16 protein-coding genes are annotated in these 16,033 nt (G+C 63.8%); 13 read left to right on the plus strand and 3 right to left on the minus strand.

Features of this window, described 5'->3' with window-relative positions:
- The first annotated feature begins 37 nt into the window (after positions 1-37).
- Both UP09_RS25710 and UP09_RS25715 read left to right on the plus strand, forming a co-directional pair.
- Complete coding sequence (locus tag UP09_RS25710; protein ID WP_044541068.1) at positions 38-823, plus strand: IclR family transcriptional regulator domain-containing protein; 786 nt, start codon at positions 38-40, stop codon at positions 821-823.
- 90 nt (positions 824-913) lie between these two features.
- Positions 914-1,270: a hypothetical protein gene (locus UP09_RS25715; RefSeq protein ID WP_156164763.1), complete on the plus strand. Its 357-nt coding sequence runs from the start codon at positions 914-916 to the stop codon at positions 1,268-1,270.
- A 6-nt stretch (positions 1,271-1,276) separates the two neighbouring features.
- On the opposite strand, the gene UP09_RS25720 is transcribed toward UP09_RS25715, so the two are convergent.
- Positions 1,277-2,266: a helix-turn-helix transcriptional regulator gene (locus UP09_RS25720; protein ID WP_283806018.1), complete on the minus strand. Its 990-nt coding sequence runs from the start codon at positions 2,264-2,266 to the stop codon at positions 1,277-1,279.
- Between the two features lie 160 nt (positions 2,267-2,426).
- On the opposite strand from UP09_RS25720, the gene UP09_RS25725 reads away from it, so the two are divergent.
- The 5 genes from UP09_RS25725 (at position 2,427) to UP09_RS25745 (ending at position 9,289) form a co-directional block, all read left to right on the plus strand.
- Positions 2,427-3,959 carry a benzoate-CoA ligase family protein gene (locus UP09_RS25725; protein WP_044541071.1) on the plus strand — a complete coding sequence of 511 codons (1,533 nt, stop codon included), beginning with the start codon at positions 2,427-2,429 and terminating at the stop codon, positions 3,957-3,959.
- A 211-nt stretch (positions 3,960-4,170) separates the two neighbouring features.
- Positions 4,171-4,920 carry an alpha/beta fold hydrolase gene (locus UP09_RS25730; RefSeq protein WP_502689085.1) on the plus strand — a complete coding sequence of 250 codons (750 nt, stop codon included), beginning with the start codon at positions 4,171-4,173 and terminating at the stop codon, positions 4,918-4,920.
- A 162-nt stretch (positions 4,921-5,082) separates the two neighbouring features.
- A complete protein-coding gene (gene boxC, locus UP09_RS25735; RefSeq protein WP_044541073.1) occupies positions 5,083-6,771 on the plus strand; it encodes a 2,3-epoxybenzoyl-CoA dihydrolase in 1,689 nt (562 codons plus the stop codon).
- 136 nt (positions 6,772-6,907) lie between these two features.
- Positions 6,908-8,344, plus strand: a complete 1,437-nt coding sequence (gene boxB, locus UP09_RS25740; RefSeq protein WP_044541232.1) for a benzoyl-CoA 2,3-epoxidase subunit BoxB — start codon at positions 6,908-6,910, stop codon at positions 8,342-8,344.
- Between the two features lie 105 nt (positions 8,345-8,449).
- Positions 8,450-9,289 (plus strand): alpha/beta fold hydrolase, encoded by an 840-nt coding sequence (locus UP09_RS25745; RefSeq protein WP_082070280.1) that lies wholly within the window; start codon positions 8,450-8,452, stop codon positions 9,287-9,289.
- Between the two features lie 193 nt (positions 9,290-9,482).
- Here the strand turns inward: UP09_RS25745 and UP09_RS25750 are convergent, their stop codons facing one another.
- Positions 9,483-10,283, minus strand: coding sequence for an SDR family oxidoreductase (locus UP09_RS25750; RefSeq protein WP_044541074.1), 801 nt, complete (start codon positions 10,281-10,283; stop codon positions 9,483-9,485).
- A 252-nt stretch (positions 10,284-10,535) separates the two neighbouring features.
- Here UP09_RS25750 and UP09_RS37765 point away from each other — a divergent pair, with 252 nt between their 5' ends.
- The 3 genes from UP09_RS37765 to UP09_RS25760 are packed head-to-tail and all read left to right on the plus strand — an operon-like array spanning position 10,536 to position 11,711.
- Positions 10,536-10,751 (plus strand): hypothetical protein, encoded by a 216-nt coding sequence (locus UP09_RS37765; RefSeq protein ID WP_156164764.1) that lies wholly within the window; start codon positions 10,536-10,538, stop codon positions 10,749-10,751.
- Positions 10,738-10,932, plus strand: coding sequence for a hypothetical protein (locus tag UP09_RS25755; protein ID WP_044541075.1), 195 nt, complete (start codon positions 10,738-10,740; stop codon positions 10,930-10,932). Before UP09_RS37765 ends, UP09_RS25755 begins: the two co-directional genes overlap by 14 nt.
- Before the next feature lie 50 nt (positions 10,933-10,982).
- A complete protein-coding gene (locus UP09_RS25760) occupies positions 10,983-11,711 on the plus strand; it encodes a sulfite exporter TauE/SafE family protein (RefSeq protein ID WP_044541076.1) in 729 nt (242 codons plus the stop codon).
- A 3-nt stretch (positions 11,712-11,714) separates the two neighbouring features.
- Here the strand turns inward: UP09_RS25760 and UP09_RS25765 are convergent, their stop codons facing one another.
- Positions 11,715-12,773: a polysaccharide deacetylase family protein gene (locus tag UP09_RS25765; protein WP_044541077.1), complete on the minus strand. Its 1,059-nt coding sequence runs from the start codon at positions 12,771-12,773 to the stop codon at positions 11,715-11,717.
- A gap of 168 nt (positions 12,774-12,941) precedes the next feature.
- Here UP09_RS25765 and UP09_RS25770 point away from each other — a divergent pair, with 168 nt between their 5' ends.
- From UP09_RS25770 to UP09_RS25780, 3 genes are all read left to right on the plus strand, one after another.
- A complete protein-coding gene (locus UP09_RS25770) occupies positions 12,942-14,336 on the plus strand; it encodes an OmpA family protein (protein ID WP_044541078.1) in 1,395 nt (464 codons plus the stop codon).
- Between the two features lie 2 nt (positions 14,337-14,338).
- Positions 14,339-14,635 (plus strand): hypothetical protein, encoded by a 297-nt coding sequence (locus UP09_RS25775; RefSeq protein ID WP_044541079.1) that lies wholly within the window; start codon positions 14,339-14,341, stop codon positions 14,633-14,635.
- A gap of 295 nt (positions 14,636-14,930) precedes the next feature.
- Entirely contained in the window at positions 14,931-15,986 is a 1,056-nt protein-coding gene (locus UP09_RS25780) for a lysylphosphatidylglycerol synthase domain-containing protein (protein WP_044541080.1), read from the plus strand.
- Positions 15,987-16,033: the final 47 nt, after the last annotated feature.

A 16,033-nucleotide genomic window follows, 5' to 3' on the forward strand; every position in this document is an offset into this window, starting at 1 on the left:
CAAGTCCAAATTTTGAACCGTTCAAAGCCGCACCCCAATGCCCAAGCTGAAGCGGACCGATCAGGACGAGCGCGCGACCGATTTCGTCGAGAGCCTCGATCGCGGCCTGCGCCTGTTGCAGGTGTTCGGCACGATCAGCGGCCCGGCGACGTTGAGCGACCTCGCTCGCGCCGCCGACCTGCCGCGCGCCACCGCGAGGCGCATCCTGTTCACGCTCGCGCATGGTGGCTTCGTCGCGACCGACGGCAAGCTGTTCACCCTGACGCCGCATGTGCTGACACTATCGGGCTCCTATCTGCGATCGAACCAGGTGGTGACGGTGCTGCAGCCAGTGCTCGACCGTATCGCCACTGCAGCACAGGAGATCAGTTCGCTGGCGCTGCTCGACGGTGACGACGTCGTGTTCGTGGCGCGCTCGAGCCCGACGCGAATGTTCTCAGCCGGCCTCGACATCGGCTATCGGCTTCCTTCCTTCTGCACCTCGGTTGGCCGCGCCATGCTCGGCCGGCTCGATGACGCTGAACTTGCGGCACGGCTGAAGGCGATGCCGCGCGAGGCCGTGACGCCGCAGACCGTGACCGATCCGAAAAAACTGCTGGCCGCCATCATTGCCGATCGCGCGCAAGGCTTTTCGCTGGTCGACCGCGAGGCCGAGCCGCATTTCCGTTCGATCTCGGTTCCGGTGCGCCGCTACGACGGCACCATCGTCGCCGCCATCAACATGGGCGCGCATGTCGATCGCGTGCCGAAGCAGGAGCTGATCGAGCGCTTCCTGCCGCTGCTGCGCGATGGCGCTGACAATGTGAAGAACAGGCTTCTGTGATCTCAGCACAGTTCGTCCTGCATGGCCGACCGTGAACGCAATGGTTCGTCGCCGCGACAGACGGGTGTCCAAAATACCCTGAGTGTCCACGTGACAGAGCCGAGCTTCACCATCCGCATCGTCGACGTCCCGCCCGGCGAAGCGCCGCATTGGGTGCGCGAGAAATGGGTCGGGCTGGAGCTACCGGTCGACCGCTATGCGCACCGTCGCCGGTTCTTCGGCTTCGGCGTGCTGTCATTGCCGCGGTCGTGGTGGAAGCAATGGCTGTTCGTGTTGCTCGGTCGCGCCGAAGTCGTCGATGGCTATGCGGTGGACGCTGCAATTGCGATCGAGAAGTTGGCCGGAGCCAGCCCGGAGGCCGCCGCATGGTGGCGTGCCAATGCGTCAGAGGTGGTCGGCCCGGGACGCTATCTGCTCTTTCATGGACACGTCTGCCAGGTCGTGTGACATCAATTACAGCGCCACGCTGCGCAGGCCAAAACTGCGCGCCTCGTTCTGCAGCACCGGCCGCACGGAGTCGATCAGTCGCGCAGCAGCGGCGTCGACCGATAGCCCGGCGGTGTCGACCACGGCGGACGCCCGCGCGTAGAGCGGCTCGCGGCTGACCAGGATGTTGCGCAGCTCCGCCATCGCGGAACGGTCGTCGGCCATCGGGCGCAGATCGCCCTGGCGGCGGACGCGGGCCATGTGCTCTTCGGGCTCGGCCTTCAGCCAGATCGTGTAGAACGACGACAGGATCAAATCGAAAGTGAGCGGTTCGGAAACGATGCCGCCGCCGGTCGCGAGCACCATCAATTCCTTGCGCGCCAGAAGCTGCGTCAGCGCAGCCTGCTCCATGCGGCGGAAACCCTCCTGGCCGTAGAGCGCGATGATCTCGGCGACCGACAAGCCGTTCTGCGCCTCGATCTCCTTGTTGAGCTCGACAAAGCTCCAGCCGATCTTCTTCGCCAGCATCCTGCCGAGCGTCGTTTTCCCGGCGCCGCGCAGGCCGATCAGCGCGATGCCGGAGAACGAGGCGCGGCGCGGCGCCGATGCGCTGCCGCCGGCCAGGATGTCCTTGGCCTGCGCGATCTGGCTCTGTGACGCTTTGCGCAGGAGATCGCGGATCACGGCCCAGTCGGGGATCGGCTCGCTCGAGGGGATCAGGTCTTCGAGATGCGCTCCCATCGCGCCTGCAACGCGGCGCAGCAGCACGATCGAGACATTGCCTTTGCCGCTCTCGAGCTGGGCGATGTAGCGTTCGGAAATGCCAGAGACCTTGGCGAGCACCTTGCGCGACATGCCGCGCAGGGCGCGCATCGTGCGCACGCGCTGGCCAAGCTGCTCGAGGAAGCCGGTTTCGGGATCGTTATCCTGGGTCATTATCCCTGTGCGACTCGCGGGTTCCGAAGCGTTTTCGAGCGAAGTGGCCGCCGGTTCGCGTGAAGAAAACGCGTCAAACAAGAATCTAGCGATTCGGTTCTGATTCGATCAGGCCCGAACCGCTAGGAAACATAATGCCGATGAGGATTGACAGCAAGCCAATGTAGTGGCTTTGTATGAATTATAATTCTTAAAAGGGCAGGAGAGGCCGCGTGACGCGTTCGGGTCCGAGGAGCGGGGCATGATTTACAATGCGGTGACCTGGCTGCTCGACCGCAATGTCGACGAAGGCCGCGGCGGCAAGATCGCCTTCGACGATACGGTGTCCAAACTCACCTATGGCGAGTTGCAGCAGCAGACGCGCCGGCTCGGCAATATGCTGCGCCGGCTCGGCGTCCGCCGCGAAGAGCGGGTCGCGATGATCATGCTGGATACGGTCGATTTCCCGGTCGTGTTTTTGGGTGCGATCCGCGCCGGCGTGGTGCCGGTGCCGCTGAATACGCTGCTGACGTCGGAGCAATACGCCTATGTGCTGGCGGATTGCCGCGCGCGCGTGCTGTTCGTCTCCGAGGCGCTGCTGCCTGTCGTGAAGGACATCATCGGACGCCTGCCGGATCTCGAGCATGTCGTGGTCTCCGGCAAGGACGCGCATGGCCACTCCAGGCTCGCCGACGAGATCGCGCGTGAGGACGATGTTTTCGCCACCGCCGCGACGCATCCCGACGAGCCGGCGTTCTGGCTCTATTCGTCGGGCTCGACCGGCATGCCGAAGGGCGTGCGCCATCTGCATTCCAATCTGGCCGCCACAGCGGAGACCTATGCCAGCCAGGTGCTCGGCATTCGCGAGGACGATGTCGGCCTGTCTGCGGCAAAGCTATTCTTTGCCTATGGCCTCGGCAACGCGCTGACCTTCCCGATGTCGGTCGGCGCCACCACGGTGCTGAATTCGGAGCGTCCGACGCCGGCCGTGATGTTCGCGCTGATGAACAAATATCGTCCCAGCATCTTCTTCGGCGTGCCGACCTTGTTCGCGGCGATGCTGAACGATGAGGCGATGAAGGCGCAGGGTGGCGGCGATCGGTTGCGGATCTGCACCTCGGCCGGCGAGGCGCTGCCGGAATCGGTCGGCAATGCGTGGCGCGCGCGTTTCGGCGTCGACATCCTCGACGGCGTCGGCTCGACCGAACTGCTGCACATCTTCCTGTCGAACGTACCTGGCGACATCAAGTACGGCACTTCGGGCCGTCCGGTGCCCGGCTACAAGGTGCGGCTGGTCAACGAGACGGGTGTCGAGGTGGCCGACGGCGAAGTCGGCGAATTGCTGGTCGATGCGCCCTCGGCCGGCGAGTGCTACTGGAACCAGCGCGGCAAGAGCCGCGCGACCTTCGAGGGCGCGTGGACCCGCACCGGCGACAAATATGTCCGCGACGCCGAGGGCCGCTATACCTTCTGCGGCCGCTCGGACGACATGTTCAAGGTCTCCGGCATCTGGGTGTCGCCGTTCGAGGTCGAGAGCGCGCTGATCACCCATCCGGCAGTGCTGGAAGCGGCTGTGGTGCCGGAAGCCGATCCGGAAGGGCTGTTGAAGCCGAAGGCGTTCGTGGTGCTGCGGCCTGGGGGAAAGACCGATGGGCTGCACGAGGCGTTGAAAGAGCACGTCAAGCAGAAGATCGGCCCATGGAAATATCCGCGCTGGATCGATGTCGTGGATTCACTGCCGAAGACGGCAACGGGAAAAATCCAGCGGTTCAAGTTGCGCGATGGCGCGCAATAGCCCCTCCACGCGTCGTCCCGGCGAAGGCCGGGACCCATAACCACAGGCTTTAGTTGTTGCGCAAAAGCCGTTGAACAGCATCTCTCAAAACAAAAGCCGCGGCGTATGGGTCCCGGCCTTCGCCGGGACGACGAGTGAGGAAGGCCCAAGCGTGCAAACCTTAAATCCATCAGGCTTCCTCACCATCGACGGCGCCGATCTCGAATACCGCATGATCGGTCCGTCACCCGATGCCGCACCGACCATCGTGATGCTGCATGAAGGCCTCGGCTCAGTCGGGCTATGGGGCGACTTCCCCGAGAAGCTGCAGGCTGCGACCGGCGCCGGCGTATTCGTCTATTCGCGCGCAGGCTATGGCGCCTCGACGCCAGCACAGTTGCCGCGCCTGGTCGACTACATGCATATCGAGGCACTCGATGTGCTGCCGAAACTGCTTGATAGCATCGGCTTCCGCCGCGGCTTGCTGGTCGGCCATTCCGACGGCGCGTCGATCGCGGCGATCTATGCCGGCGCGCATCAGGATCATCGCCTGCAGGGCATCGCGCTGATCGCGCCGCATTTCATCGTCGAGGACATCTCGGTGACATCGATCGCCGAGATCAGGACGGCGTATGAGACCACCGACCTCCGCGACAAGCTCGCGCGCTGGCACAAGGATGTCGACAACGCCTTCCGCGGCTGGAACGGCGCCTGGCTCGATCCAAAATTCCGCGACTGGGATATCTCCGAATATCTCGCCTATGTCCGCGTGCCCGTGCTGATCGTGCAGGGCGTCGACGATCAATACGGCACGATGCGCCAGGTCGAGATCGCCCGGGACGAGTGCTACTGCCCGGTCGACGTCGCCGTCATCGCCGGTGCCGGCCATTCGCCGCACCGTGAGGCGCCCGCGGTGACGCTGGAGGCGGTCACCGAATTCGCTCTCGTGGCGCTCCGCGACGACCAGACGTTGGCCGCCTGACATTTATCTCCGGCCGTAGGCCATTGGCCGAACGGGCAATTTGGCCAACATGAAACAAAATGCATGTTTTTGCGTTTCGACCTAGACTAGATCGAAAACATGCACTATTGTGCATGAAGTAAATCCAACGAAGCGCAACCAATAAACTTGAAGGGTGGCCCAATGGCTGGCGACGATCGTGTCCTTGCAGGCGGGGCGAAATACATCGATTTCCAGACCGAGCCGTCGCGCTACCGGCACTGGAAGCTGGACGTGCAGGGCGATGTCGCGACGCTGACCATGGACGTCGACGAGAATGCCGGCCTGTTCGAGGGCTATCAGCTCAAGCTCAATTCCTACGACCTCGGCGTCGACATCGAACTTGCCGACGCCGTGCAGCGGCTGCGCTTCGAGCATCCCGAGGTGAAGGTCGTGGTGATGCGCTCGGGCAAGAACCGGGTGTTCTGCGCCGGTGCCAACATCCGCATGCTCGCGGGCTCGACCCATGCGCACAAGGTCAATTTCTGCAAATTCACCAACGAGACCCGCAACGGCCTGGAAGATTCCTCGGAGAATTCCGGCCAGAGCTTCATCACCGTGATCAACGGCACCGCGGCCGGCGGCGGCTATGAACTCGCGCTCGCAACCGACCACATCATGATGGCCGATGACGGCGCCGCCGCCGTTGCGCTGCCGGAAGTGCCGCTGCTGGCGGTGCTGCCGGGCACCGGCGGGCTGACGCGTGTCGTCGATAAGCGCAAGGTGCGCCGCGACCATGCTGATTTCTTCTGCACCATCGAGGAAGGCATCAAGGGCAAGCGCGCCGTGCAGTGGCGGCTGGTCGACGAGATCGCGCCGAACTCCAAGCTCGAAGGCAAGCTCGCCGAGCGGGTCAAGGAATTTTCCGCGAAGTCGAGCCGCAACGGCTCCGGCAAGGGTCTTGCGCTGACGCCGCTGAAGCGGACCATCGACGACAGCGCGATCCGCTACGGTTTTGTCAGCGTCGATATCAACCGCGCCGCGCGGATAGCGACGATCTCGATCAAGGCGCCGGAAACGACCGCGCCGGCGAGCATCGACGGCATGATCGCGCAAGGCGCGGCGTTCTGGCCGCTGCAGGTCGCGCGCGAGCTCGATGACGCAATCCTGCATCTGCGCATCAATGAACTCGGAACTGCCATGCTGGTGTTCAAGAGCCACGGCGACCGCGCCAATGTCGTCGCCTATGATGCGTTCCTCGAGGCCAACAAGGCGCACTGGCTGGTCAACGAGATCAGGCATTACTGGAAGCGCGTGCTCAAACGCATCGACGTCACCTCGCGCACGCTGGTGACGCTGGTCGAGCCCGGCTCCTGCTTCGTCGGCACGCTGGCCGAACTCGTGTTCGCCGCCGACCGCTCCTACATGCTGATCGGCCAGAAGCAGGGCGACAACCGCGCCCCGCCGACCATCGAACTGACCGCGATGAATTTCGAGCCCTATCCGATGAGCCACGGCCTGACCCGGCTGCAGTCGCGCTTCCAGGCCGATCCGTCGGATGTCGAGCGCGCGCAGGCGTCGATCGGCAAGGCGCTCGATGCCGAGGAGGCCGAAGAGCTCGGTCTCGTCACTTTCGCGCTCGACGATATCGATTGGGATGACGAGGTGCGGGTGTTCCTCGAGGAACGCACCTCGTTCTCGCCCGACAGCCTAACCGGCATGGAAGCCAATCTGCGCTTCGCCGGCCCGGAGACCATGGAATCGAAGATCTTCTCGCGCCTCACCGCGTGGCAGAACTGGATCTTCCAGCGGCCCAACGCGGTCGGTGAAGAGGGCGCCCTGCGCCGCTACGGCACCGGCCAGAAGGCGCAGTTCGATATGACGAGAGTGTGAGGGGCGAATGGTGAGTAGCGAATAGCGAATAGGGATTTTCCATTCGCTACTCGCCATTCGCTATTCGCCAAGGCAGCGTTCCAAAGTCAGCTTTTCGCGCAAGTAAGTCCCCAACGGGAGTGTCCCAATGAACATCATGAACGTCGACTACTCGACCAAGATTCCCAACAACGTGAATCTGGCCGAGGACCGCCAGGTGCTCAAGGCTCTGGAGGGCTGGCATCCCGGCTATATGGACTGGTGGAGCGACATGGGGCCGGAGGGTTTCCAGGAATCGCTGGTCTATCTGCGCACCGCCTATTCCGTCGACCCGCGCGGCTGGGCCAAGTTCGACTACGTGCGGATGCCCGACTATCGTTGGGGCATCCTGCTTGCGCCGCAGGAAGAGAACCGCGTCATCCCGTTCGGCGAGGATTTTGGCAAGCCGGCCTGGCAGGAAGTGCCCGGCGAGCATCGCGCGATGCTGCGCCGTCTGATCGTGATCCAGGGCGATACTGAGCCTGCGTCGGTCGAACAGCAGCGCCATCTCGGCAAGACCGCGCCGTCGCTCTACGACATGCGCAATCTGTTCCAGGTCAATGTCGAGGAAGGCCGCCATCTCTGGGCAATGGTCTATCTGCTGCAGAAATATTTCGGCCGCGACGGCCGCGAGGAAGCCGATGATTTGTTGCGCCGCCGCTCGGGTGACGCGGATTCGCCGCGCATGCTCGGCGCCTTCAACGAGGCGACGCCGGACTGGCTGTCGTTCTTTATGTTCACCTACTTCACCGACCGCGACGGCAAGATGCAGCTGCATTCGCTGGCGCAGTCGGGCTTCGATCCGCTGTCGCGCACCTGCCGCTTCATGCTGACCGAGGAAGCCCATCACATGTTCGTCGGCGAGACCGGCATCACCCGGGTCGTGCAGCGCACCTGCGATGCGATGCGGGAAGCCGGCATCACCGATCCGACCGATATTGCAAAAGTCCGCGCGCTCGGCGTCATCGACCTGCCGACCATCCAGAAGAAGCTGAACCTGCATTATTCGCTGTCGCTCGATCTGTTCGGCTCCGAGGTTTCGACCAATGCGGCGAACGCCTTCAACACCGGCGTCAAGGGCCGCTACAAGGAAACCACGATCGAGGACGACCACCAGCTCAAGAACTCGACCTATCCGGTGCTCAAGCTCGTCAATGGCGAGATCAAGCGGGTCGACGAGCCGGCGCTGACCGCGCTCAACATGCGGCTGCGCGACGACTACTCGCAGGATTGCATCAAGGGCATGCTGCGCTGGAATAAGGTGATCTCGTCGTCGGGCTACGGCTTCAAGCTGGAACTGCCGAACGTCGCCTTCCATCGCCAGATCGGCGAGTTCAGGGATGTCCACGCGACGCCCGACGGTCTGCTGATCGACGATGGTATTTGGGGCAAGCGCAAGAACGAGTGGCTGCCGTCGACCGCGGACGGCGACTTCATCGCGTCGCTGATGAAGCCGGTGACCGAGGCCGGCGAATTCGCCTCCTGGATCTCGCCGCCGAAGGTCGGCATCGACAACAAGCCGGGCGACTTCGAGTATGTGAGGATCGAGACCTGAGATAGAGGCAAATAGCGACTGGTGAATGGCGAATGAGGGAACTGCCATTCGCCATTCGCTACTCACCATTCGCGTTGAGCCAGTTGGGAATTCGGTGGTGCCGTCATGAGTGAAGAGACTTTTCCAGGCCCGGGCCTGCGTCCGCTGCGGCTTCAGATTGGCGGGCAGACGATCTCAGGCTTCGAAAGCCCAGGCAGCGGCCGCCCGATCCTGCTGATCCACGGCAATTCATCGTCATCCCGGATCTGGCAGAAGCAACTCGAGGGGCCGCTCGGCGCCAAATATCGGCTGATTGCGATCGATCTTCCCGGCCATGGCGAATCGTCGCCGGCGTCCAATCCGGAGCAGGACTATTCAGGTCCGGGTTATGCGGGGTGCATCGCTGCCGTCGCGCGCGAACTCGATCTGAAGGACGCTGTGGTGGTCGGCTGGAGCCTTGGCGGACACGCCGTGCTCAATGCGGCGCCTTCACTGCCGCCGGCGGCTGGGCTGATGATTTTCGGCACGCCGCCGCTCGGCAAGACGCCTGACGGATTTTCCGGCTTCAAGGGGCTGTCGGCGACCGCCTTCACGCCGGCGCCTGGTGATGCTGACATCGCGGAGTGGCTGACATCGGCCTTCGCGCCGGGCTATTCGTCGATACCATCGTTCGTCGAAGCTGATTTTCGCCGCACCGACGGCAACGCGCGCGGCTATCTCGGCGCCAGCGCGCAGGCCGGCCGCTTCGCCGATGAGGTCGAGATCGTGCGCGATCTCAAGATCCCGCTCGCGATCGTGCAAGGAAGCGAAGAGCAGATCGTCGATCTCGGCTATCTGCAGCGGCTGTCCGCACCGACGCTGTGGCGCGGACAGGTTCAGGTGATCGACGGCGCCGGCCACGCCACCCAATGGGAGAAGGCCGAAGCCTTCGACCGGATCGTCGACGATTTCGCGTCGAGCGTTTGAAGATCGAGTCATGACCTTCTTCACTTCTCCCCGCTTGCGGGGAGAGGTCGGATCGCATCGCCAGATGTGATCCGGGTGAGGGGGTACAGGTCAACGACTGGCACCACCTCGCGGAGAGAGCCCCTCACCCCCAACCCTCTCCCCGCAAAAGCGGGGCGAGGGAGCGCACTCCCAATGCCGCGCGTTCGCGCGCCTACCCCGCGATCTCAAGTCCCGCGTTCGCGTAAACCACGCCGCCATCGACCGCGATCGTGTTGCCGACCACGTAGTCGCCGGCGCGTGAGGCGAGATAGATCGCAACCCCCGCCATGTCCTCATCGGATCCGATCCGCCGCGCCGGAATGCGTTGTGCGACCTCGTCCGAATGGTCGCGGGCGGCACGGTTCATGTCCGACTTGAACGCTCCCGGCGCAATCGCGGTGACGTTGATATTTTCCTTGATCAGCCGGGTTGCCATGCGCCGCGTCAGATGGATCACCGCGGCCTTGCTCGCGGCGTAGGAATAGGTCTCGCCCGGATTGACGAAGATGCCGTCCACCGATGCGATGTTGATGACCTTGGCGGGGCGCTCAGGTGACGCCGCGGCGCGCAGCGGCTTCGCCAGCGCCTTGGTCAGGAAGAACACCGACTTGACGTTGAGGTCCATGACCTTGTCCCAGCCGCTTTCCGGGAATTCGTCGAAATCCGCGCCCCAGGCGGCGCCTGCATTGTTGACGAGAATGTCGAGCTTCGGCTCCAGCTTGATGATCTCAGCCGCGAGCTTGTCGCAACCGGCAACCGTCGAAATGTCGATCGGCAGCGCGATGCATTCGCCGTCATAGGCGCCCGTGAGTTCCTGCGCGGTCGCCTCGCAGGGCCCGGCCTTGCGCGCGGTGATGTAGACCTTCGCGGCTCCCTGCGCGAGGAAGCCGGCCGCGATCATCTTGCCGATGCCGCGCGATCCGCCGGTCACCAGTGCGACGCGGCCTTTGAGTGAGAACAGATCCTTGAACATGTAGCCTCCCTGATTCAGGCCAAGCGTTCTGGGCGCGTTGGCCGGGCTAGTCAAGGAACCGCCCGGGCACGCGGGGACGTTCAATCATCCTGCACCATGCGGTGCTGCTGCACGGGTACGATCAAGTATTCTTGAGATGTGATGCAGTGCACAAATTCGCGGGGCGGTTTGCGGCATCATGCCCGTGGGTGGAATTCCAAGGCAAGTTTCGAGGCAAGTTTCGAGGCTAATTTCGAGGCAGGAGTTCCTGATATGAAGCACGTTTCATTGCCGGCGACGGGCGTGACGCCCGTTACCCTCATTGCTTTTGGCAGACGACGCAAAGGTTTGTTCGCGTCGATTCTTGGCGCGCTTCACCACGCGCGCAAGGTCCAGGCCAGCCGCGTCATCAAGCGGTATCAGCATCTGATCGATCGGGCCGAGCAGCGCCGCGCCGAACTGGAGGGGCACGGCAATGTCGGTCACTGAACGATCGTCCGCGCGCAAATCGGCGGTCCGGATTCCTGAGCCCAGCGAGACCACGTGGCTTGCCGCGATCGCGGTCGGATTTCTCGTCCTTCACCTTCTCACGGCGATCTTGCTGATGCCGGCTGCCAAGAGCGATCCGGCAAGTCAGCGGGAAGAGACGAGAGCCGTTCTCACCGACTAGCATTCCTCGCAGTCATTCCATCATTGCCGCTACCAGCCGGAGGTCAGTTCATGGCCGACGTCACGTCATTCCTTGTGCTCAGCGCCGCCGTGTTCTGCGGCGCCTTCGTGTCAGGTCTCGCCGGCTTCGCCTTCTCCGCGGTCGCCGGCGCCATTCTGTTGCATGCGATGCCGCCGACCGAGGCGGTGCCGCTGATGATGGCCTGCAGCGTCGGCGTGCAGGGGGCCAATCTCTGGGCGCTTCGACAGAACATTCAGTGGAAGCAAAGCCTGCCGCTGATTCTCGGCGGCCTGCTCGGTGTGCCGATCGCGCTCTGGCTGCTGCACAACACAGACAGCCGCATTTTCCGCGAAGGTTTTGGCGTGTTGGTCGCCGTCTACGCCGGGTACATGCTGTTCAGGCCGGCGATCGCCTACGTTCAAGCAATGCACCAGGGGCGCAACGCGCTCGTCGGATTCGGCGGCGGCCTGATCGGAGGGCTGACGGCGATGCCCGGTGCCTTGCCGACCATCTGGTGCGACATGCACGGCGTGCCGAAGCAGCAGCAGCGCGGCCTGGTGCAACCCTTCATTGCCGCGATGCAGCTCTCCGCACTGGCGATGCTGCTGTTGCATCACGACCTGCCGTTATCAGTCGTTCGCGACGTCGTTCTCGGTGCGCCGGCGCTGCTCGCCGGATCGTGGCTTGGAATTTTCGCGTTTCGCAATATCAACGAGGCCAATTTCAGGCGCGTGATTCTCGGCCTGCTGCTGGTTTCAGGCTTGCTGCTGGTGGTTTGACGATTACGCCGCGTCGATGCGGCGGAAGCCGTTCCACATCGCGGTGGCGGCGCCGGAGGTCAGGACCGGCAGGATGCGCGCATCCTGGTAGTTGCCGTTTAGTGAGACGCGCTGCAGGGCGGTGAGATGGTTGGCGCTTTCCGGGAACAGCATGCCGGGCCGGGTCGTCACCGCGGTCTTGAAGCCGATTGTCCTGGCGAGCGCAAATTCGCGTTGGCCTGCGGCGATCCTGTCGCCATAGGGATAGGCGAGATGCAATGCCGGCCGTTGCAGCGCGTCCTCGATCCGCGCGCGGCTGGTTGCCAGCTCCAGCGATACGGTCGCCTCGGTCTGCTTGGCGAGATTGCAATGGGTAATGGTATGCGCGCCGATCGTGACCAGCGGATCGCCGGCAAAGCTCCGCAACTCGGCCCAGGACAGGCAGAGTTCGCGTGCGATCGCGGTTTCGTCGACGCCGTGGCGGGTGCACAGCGCCGAGATCTCGCGTTGCATATCCGCTTCGCCCGGCAACGAGCGCAGCCAATCGTGCATGCGGTCGAACGCCGTGTGCTTGGCCTGCGCCGTGGAGGCGTCGAGCCGCGTCTTGGTCTCGCCGATCGGCACCTCGATTGCGGACACCGAGGCGATCACTCGCTCCAGCGCGATCCACCACAACCGGCCACGTCCCTCGGCGAAATCGCTGGCGACATAGACGGTCAGCGGTGCGTCGAACTCGCGCATGACAGGCAGCGCAAAATCCCTGTTGTCGCGATAGCCATCGTCGAAGGTGAAGCAGGCGAAGCGCCGCGCGAAATTCCGTTCGACAAGGCGATGATGCGCCTCGTCCATGCTGACGATGTCGATGTCGAGCGTGCGCAGATGTGCCAGCGTCGCGCGCAGGAACTCCGGTTCGACCGCGAGATGGCGGTTCGGCTGGAATGCGTCGTCGCGCCGCGGCCCGACGTGATGCAGCATGAAGATGATGCCGACGCCGGCCAGGACCGGTCGCAGCAGCATATGCGCACCTGAATAGTACAGCGCCTCCAGCCCGGCGCGGATGACGGTGTTGCGAAGCTGTTTCATGAGGGCGCGGGCCGGCCGATTTGCATTCCGGGCTGAACTTAGCGAAAGACCATTGAAGAAACCATTAGCCGAACCTCACACGGCGGCTCTGCCATCCAGCGTGAATTGGGGTTTGACAGTCGGCCAAGGGTTTGTTTTCTCTCTGGTTCCGGAGCCGCAGGACCCTGAATGCACGGACTTTTCAAGTGGAGCAGCAAATGGTGGCCCGGCGTGATTCCGCTGGTCATCTTTTGGGGTATCGCAGCCTGGACGAGCACCGCAACGGTCGAGGGCGATCTTGCCGCGCGCGCTAATGCCGCACTCAAGGATACCGTTCTCGACAAGCGTCGCATCAGCGTCGACGGCCGCGATGTGACCTTCGCGGCCAACGCGTTCTCCGAAGACGGCCGCGTCAGCGCGGTGGCTTCGGTGGAAGCGGCGCCGGGTGTGCGATTGGTTAACGATGAAACCCGGCTCGTTCCCGAGGCCAAACCGTATGTCTGGTCCGCCGAACGCGACGTCCTCCGGGTGACGCTCGGGGGCAATTCTCCGCTGCCGTCGAGCAAAAGCAAGCTGATGGAGGCCGCGAAGGCCAATCTCAGCGGCGTCGAGGTGGTCGATCAGATGGGGCTCGCCCGTGGCGCGCCACAGCGGTTCGACGCTGCGGCGCTGCTGCTGCTCGACCAGATCGGCAAGCTGAAGGACGGCAAGATCACGCTGACCGACAGCAAGGTTGCTCTCGCCGGCATGGCACGCGACCTCGGCGGCCGCGAGGCGATCGCGGCGGCGCTGAAGAACCTGCCGGAGGGCTACTCGGTCGCCGCCAACGACATCCAGGCGCCGCCTTACATATTCCAGGCCTACAAGGATCCGGTCGCGGTGACGCTGACGCTGACGGGTTACGTCCCCGACAACAACGTGCACGCCGCGCTGGTCGCCGCCGCCGGCCGCAAATTCTTCAGCGAAAAGGTCGTCGACAATCTCAAGGCCAGCGTCGGCGCGCCATCGGGCTTTGCCGCTGCCGTGGTGCCGGCGCTCGGCGCGCTGTCGCGGCTGTCGACCGGGACGCTCGTGGTGTCGGACCGCGTGGTGAAACTGTCGGGCGATGCGCTCTATGACGCCGCCGCGGGCCAGATCCGCAACGGGCTCGGCAAGGACTTTCCGCAGGGCTGGCAGTACAAGGCCGAGGTCTCGGTCAAGCCCGCCGCCGCGCCGGTCGATCCCACGGTGTGCCAGCAGCTGTTTTCCGAAATCCTGTCGAAGGGCAAGATCCGCTTCGAATCCGGCAAGGCCGATATCGTCGCGGATTCAGGAGGCCTGCTCGATCGCCTGATCGAGACCGCGATGCGCTGCCCGAACGCGACGATCGAGATCGCCGGACACACCGACAGCGACGGCGAGGAAGCCGCCAACCAGACGCTGTCGGAAAAGCGCGCGCAGGCCGTGACGGATTATCTGGTTCGCGCCGGCTTGCCGGCCGAGCGCTTCATGCCGATCGGCTATGGCAGCGCGCAGCCGATTGCCGGCAACGACAGTGAAGACGGCAAGGCGCAGAACCGCCGTATCGAATTCGTGGTGAAATAGCGATGACCGCGCTCGCGACATTCTTCTGGGGTTGGCTGCTGGCGGCCGCACTGCTCGGCTTCTGCATGGGCTGGATCGCCGTGGTGCATCGGGCGCCGGGCGTCTCGAAGCTCTGGATACGCTTGCTGGCGCTGCTCGCCGCAGCCCTGGTCGCCGCGTCGTTCACACGGATCGTCCCCGGCCGCTTCGGCTACTGGCTCGATCTCTTCCTGGTGATGTTCGCGCTCTATCTCTGCGGCTGCGCCGTCGGCTCCTGGCTGCGCGACTGGGTGGTCTCGCGCAGCAGGCCGGCGAGCTGACGCTTAGCCGCCGCGACGCGGTGCTGCGTTGCTATCCGTAGTTTCCCGGTGTCACTTGTGGCAGCTTGAAGGGCGATCTGCCGCGTCAGCACCACAAAGCTCGTCGATGCGGCGGGAAATGCTCAAATTTGTGCATCTGCTGTCATGAATCGTCCCTAATATCTTGATGAAGCGCGATTTATTCTCGCCTGACGAATTCCACTCCAGCCCAAAACGCGCTAATGGGGGCAGGGAGCGAAGCGTTGGCGGGGTTCGCCCGAGAGCCGTCGTCGCGGAATCGCAATTCGAGGTCTAGATGCTGGAAGCAATACGCAGGGCGATCGCGTTTCTGCGGCAGAAGCAGGTCCTGCACAGGCTTGGTGTTGTCATCAGCGTCGCTGTTATCGCGATCGCTTGCTACGTTCTCTATCACATGCTGCGCGGCATCGACACCAACGAGGTGATCGAGGCGATCAAGAGCACCGAGCCGCGCCAGATTGCGCTGGCCGCTTTGTTCGTCGCGGCGGGCTACTTCACCCTGACCTTCTATGACCTGTTTGCGGTGCGCGCGATCGGCCACGCCCATGTGCCCTATCGCATCAACGCGCTTGCGGCGTTTACCTCCTACTCGATCGGCCACAATGTCGGCGCCAGCGTCTTCACCGGCGGCGCGGTGCGCTATCGGATCTATTCGGCCTGGGGGCTGAACGCGATCGACGTCGCCAAGATCTGCTTCCTCGCCGGGCTGACCTTCTGGCTCGGCAATGCCGCGGTGCTCGGTCTCGGCATCGCCTACCACCCGGAGGCCGCCGCCAACATCGACCAGCTGCCGCCCTGGCTCAACCGCGCTTTGGCCTTCGCGATCATCACCGCGCTGGTTGCCTATGTGGTCTGGGTCTGGGCCCAGCCGCGGGTGGTCGGCCGCGGCCCATGGACGGTCACCCTGCCGGGCGGCCCGCTGACGCTGCTGCAGATCGTGATCGGCATCGTCGACCTCGGCTTCTGCGCGCTCGCGATGTACGTGCTGGTGCCGGATGAGCCGAATCTCGGCTTCGTCGTGGTCGCCGTGATCTTCGTGTCGGCGACCCTGCTCGGGTTCGCCAGCCATTCCCCCGGCGGCCTCGGCGTGTTCGACGCCGCCATGCTGGTCGGCCTCTGGCAGATGGACCGCGAGGACCTGCTTGGGGGCATGCTGCTGTTTCGGCTCCTCTACTATATTGCGCCGTTCGTCATATCTGTAATCTTGCTGACGTTTCGAGAAGTTATTCTCAGCGCCCGACTGAAGCGGCTGCCGCAGGCTGATTCGGGTCCCCATGCCGGGCCGCAGCACGAGGCGGTCTATGTCCGCAAGCGTGGTGATTCCGGTATCTGACGAAGCGGCCAGTTGCCTCCTTGCGCGAAGCCGGTTTGGGCTCGCCT

The sequence above is a fragment of the Bradyrhizobium sp. LTSP885 genome (assembly GCF_000938305.1).
Taxonomy (GTDB): Bacteria; Pseudomonadota; Alphaproteobacteria; order Rhizobiales; family Xanthobacteraceae; genus Bradyrhizobium.

What these genes read in the sequence shown, in the direction of transcription:
- UP09_RS25710 (WP_044541068.1), top strand. Translation starts at nt 38, where the DNA reads ATGCCCAAGCTGAAGCGGACCGATCAGGACGAGCGCGCGACCGATTTC.
- UP09_RS25725 (WP_044541071.1), top strand. Translation starts at nt 2,427, where the DNA reads ATGATTTACAATGCGGTGACCTGGCTGCTCGACCGCAATGTCGACGAA.
- UP09_RS25730 (WP_502689085.1), top strand. Translation starts at nt 4,171, where the DNA reads ATGATCGGTCCGTCACCCGATGCCGCACCGACCATCGTGATGCTGCAT.
- boxC (WP_044541073.1), top strand. Translation starts at nt 5,083, where the DNA reads ATGGCTGGCGACGATCGTGTCCTTGCAGGCGGGGCGAAATACATCGAT.
- boxB (WP_044541232.1), top strand. Translation starts at nt 6,908, where the DNA reads ATGAACGTCGACTACTCGACCAAGATTCCCAACAACGTGAATCTGGCC.
- UP09_RS25745 (WP_082070280.1), top strand. Translation starts at nt 8,450, where the DNA reads ATGAGTGAAGAGACTTTTCCAGGCCCGGGCCTGCGTCCGCTGCGGCTT.
- UP09_RS25750 (WP_044541074.1), bottom strand. Translation starts at nt 10,283, where the DNA reads ATGTTCAAGGATCTGTTCTCACTCAAAGGCCGCGTCGCACTGGTGACC.
- UP09_RS37765 (WP_156164764.1), top strand. Translation starts at nt 10,536, where the DNA reads ATGAAGCACGTTTCATTGCCGGCGACGGGCGTGACGCCCGTTACCCTC.
- UP09_RS25755 (WP_044541075.1), top strand. Translation starts at nt 10,738, where the DNA reads ATGTCGGTCACTGAACGATCGTCCGCGCGCAAATCGGCGGTCCGGATT.
- UP09_RS25760 (WP_044541076.1), top strand. Translation starts at nt 10,983, where the DNA reads ATGGCCGACGTCACGTCATTCCTTGTGCTCAGCGCCGCCGTGTTCTGC.
- UP09_RS25765 (WP_044541077.1), bottom strand. Translation starts at nt 12,773, where the DNA reads ATGAAACAGCTTCGCAACACCGTCATCCGCGCCGGGCTGGAGGCGCTG.
- UP09_RS25770 (WP_044541078.1), top strand. Translation starts at nt 12,942, where the DNA reads ATGCACGGACTTTTCAAGTGGAGCAGCAAATGGTGGCCCGGCGTGATT.
- UP09_RS25775 (WP_044541079.1), top strand. Translation starts at nt 14,339, where the DNA reads ATGACCGCGCTCGCGACATTCTTCTGGGGTTGGCTGCTGGCGGCCGCA.
- UP09_RS25780 (WP_044541080.1), top strand. Translation starts at nt 14,931, where the DNA reads ATGCTGGAAGCAATACGCAGGGCGATCGCGTTTCTGCGGCAGAAGCAG.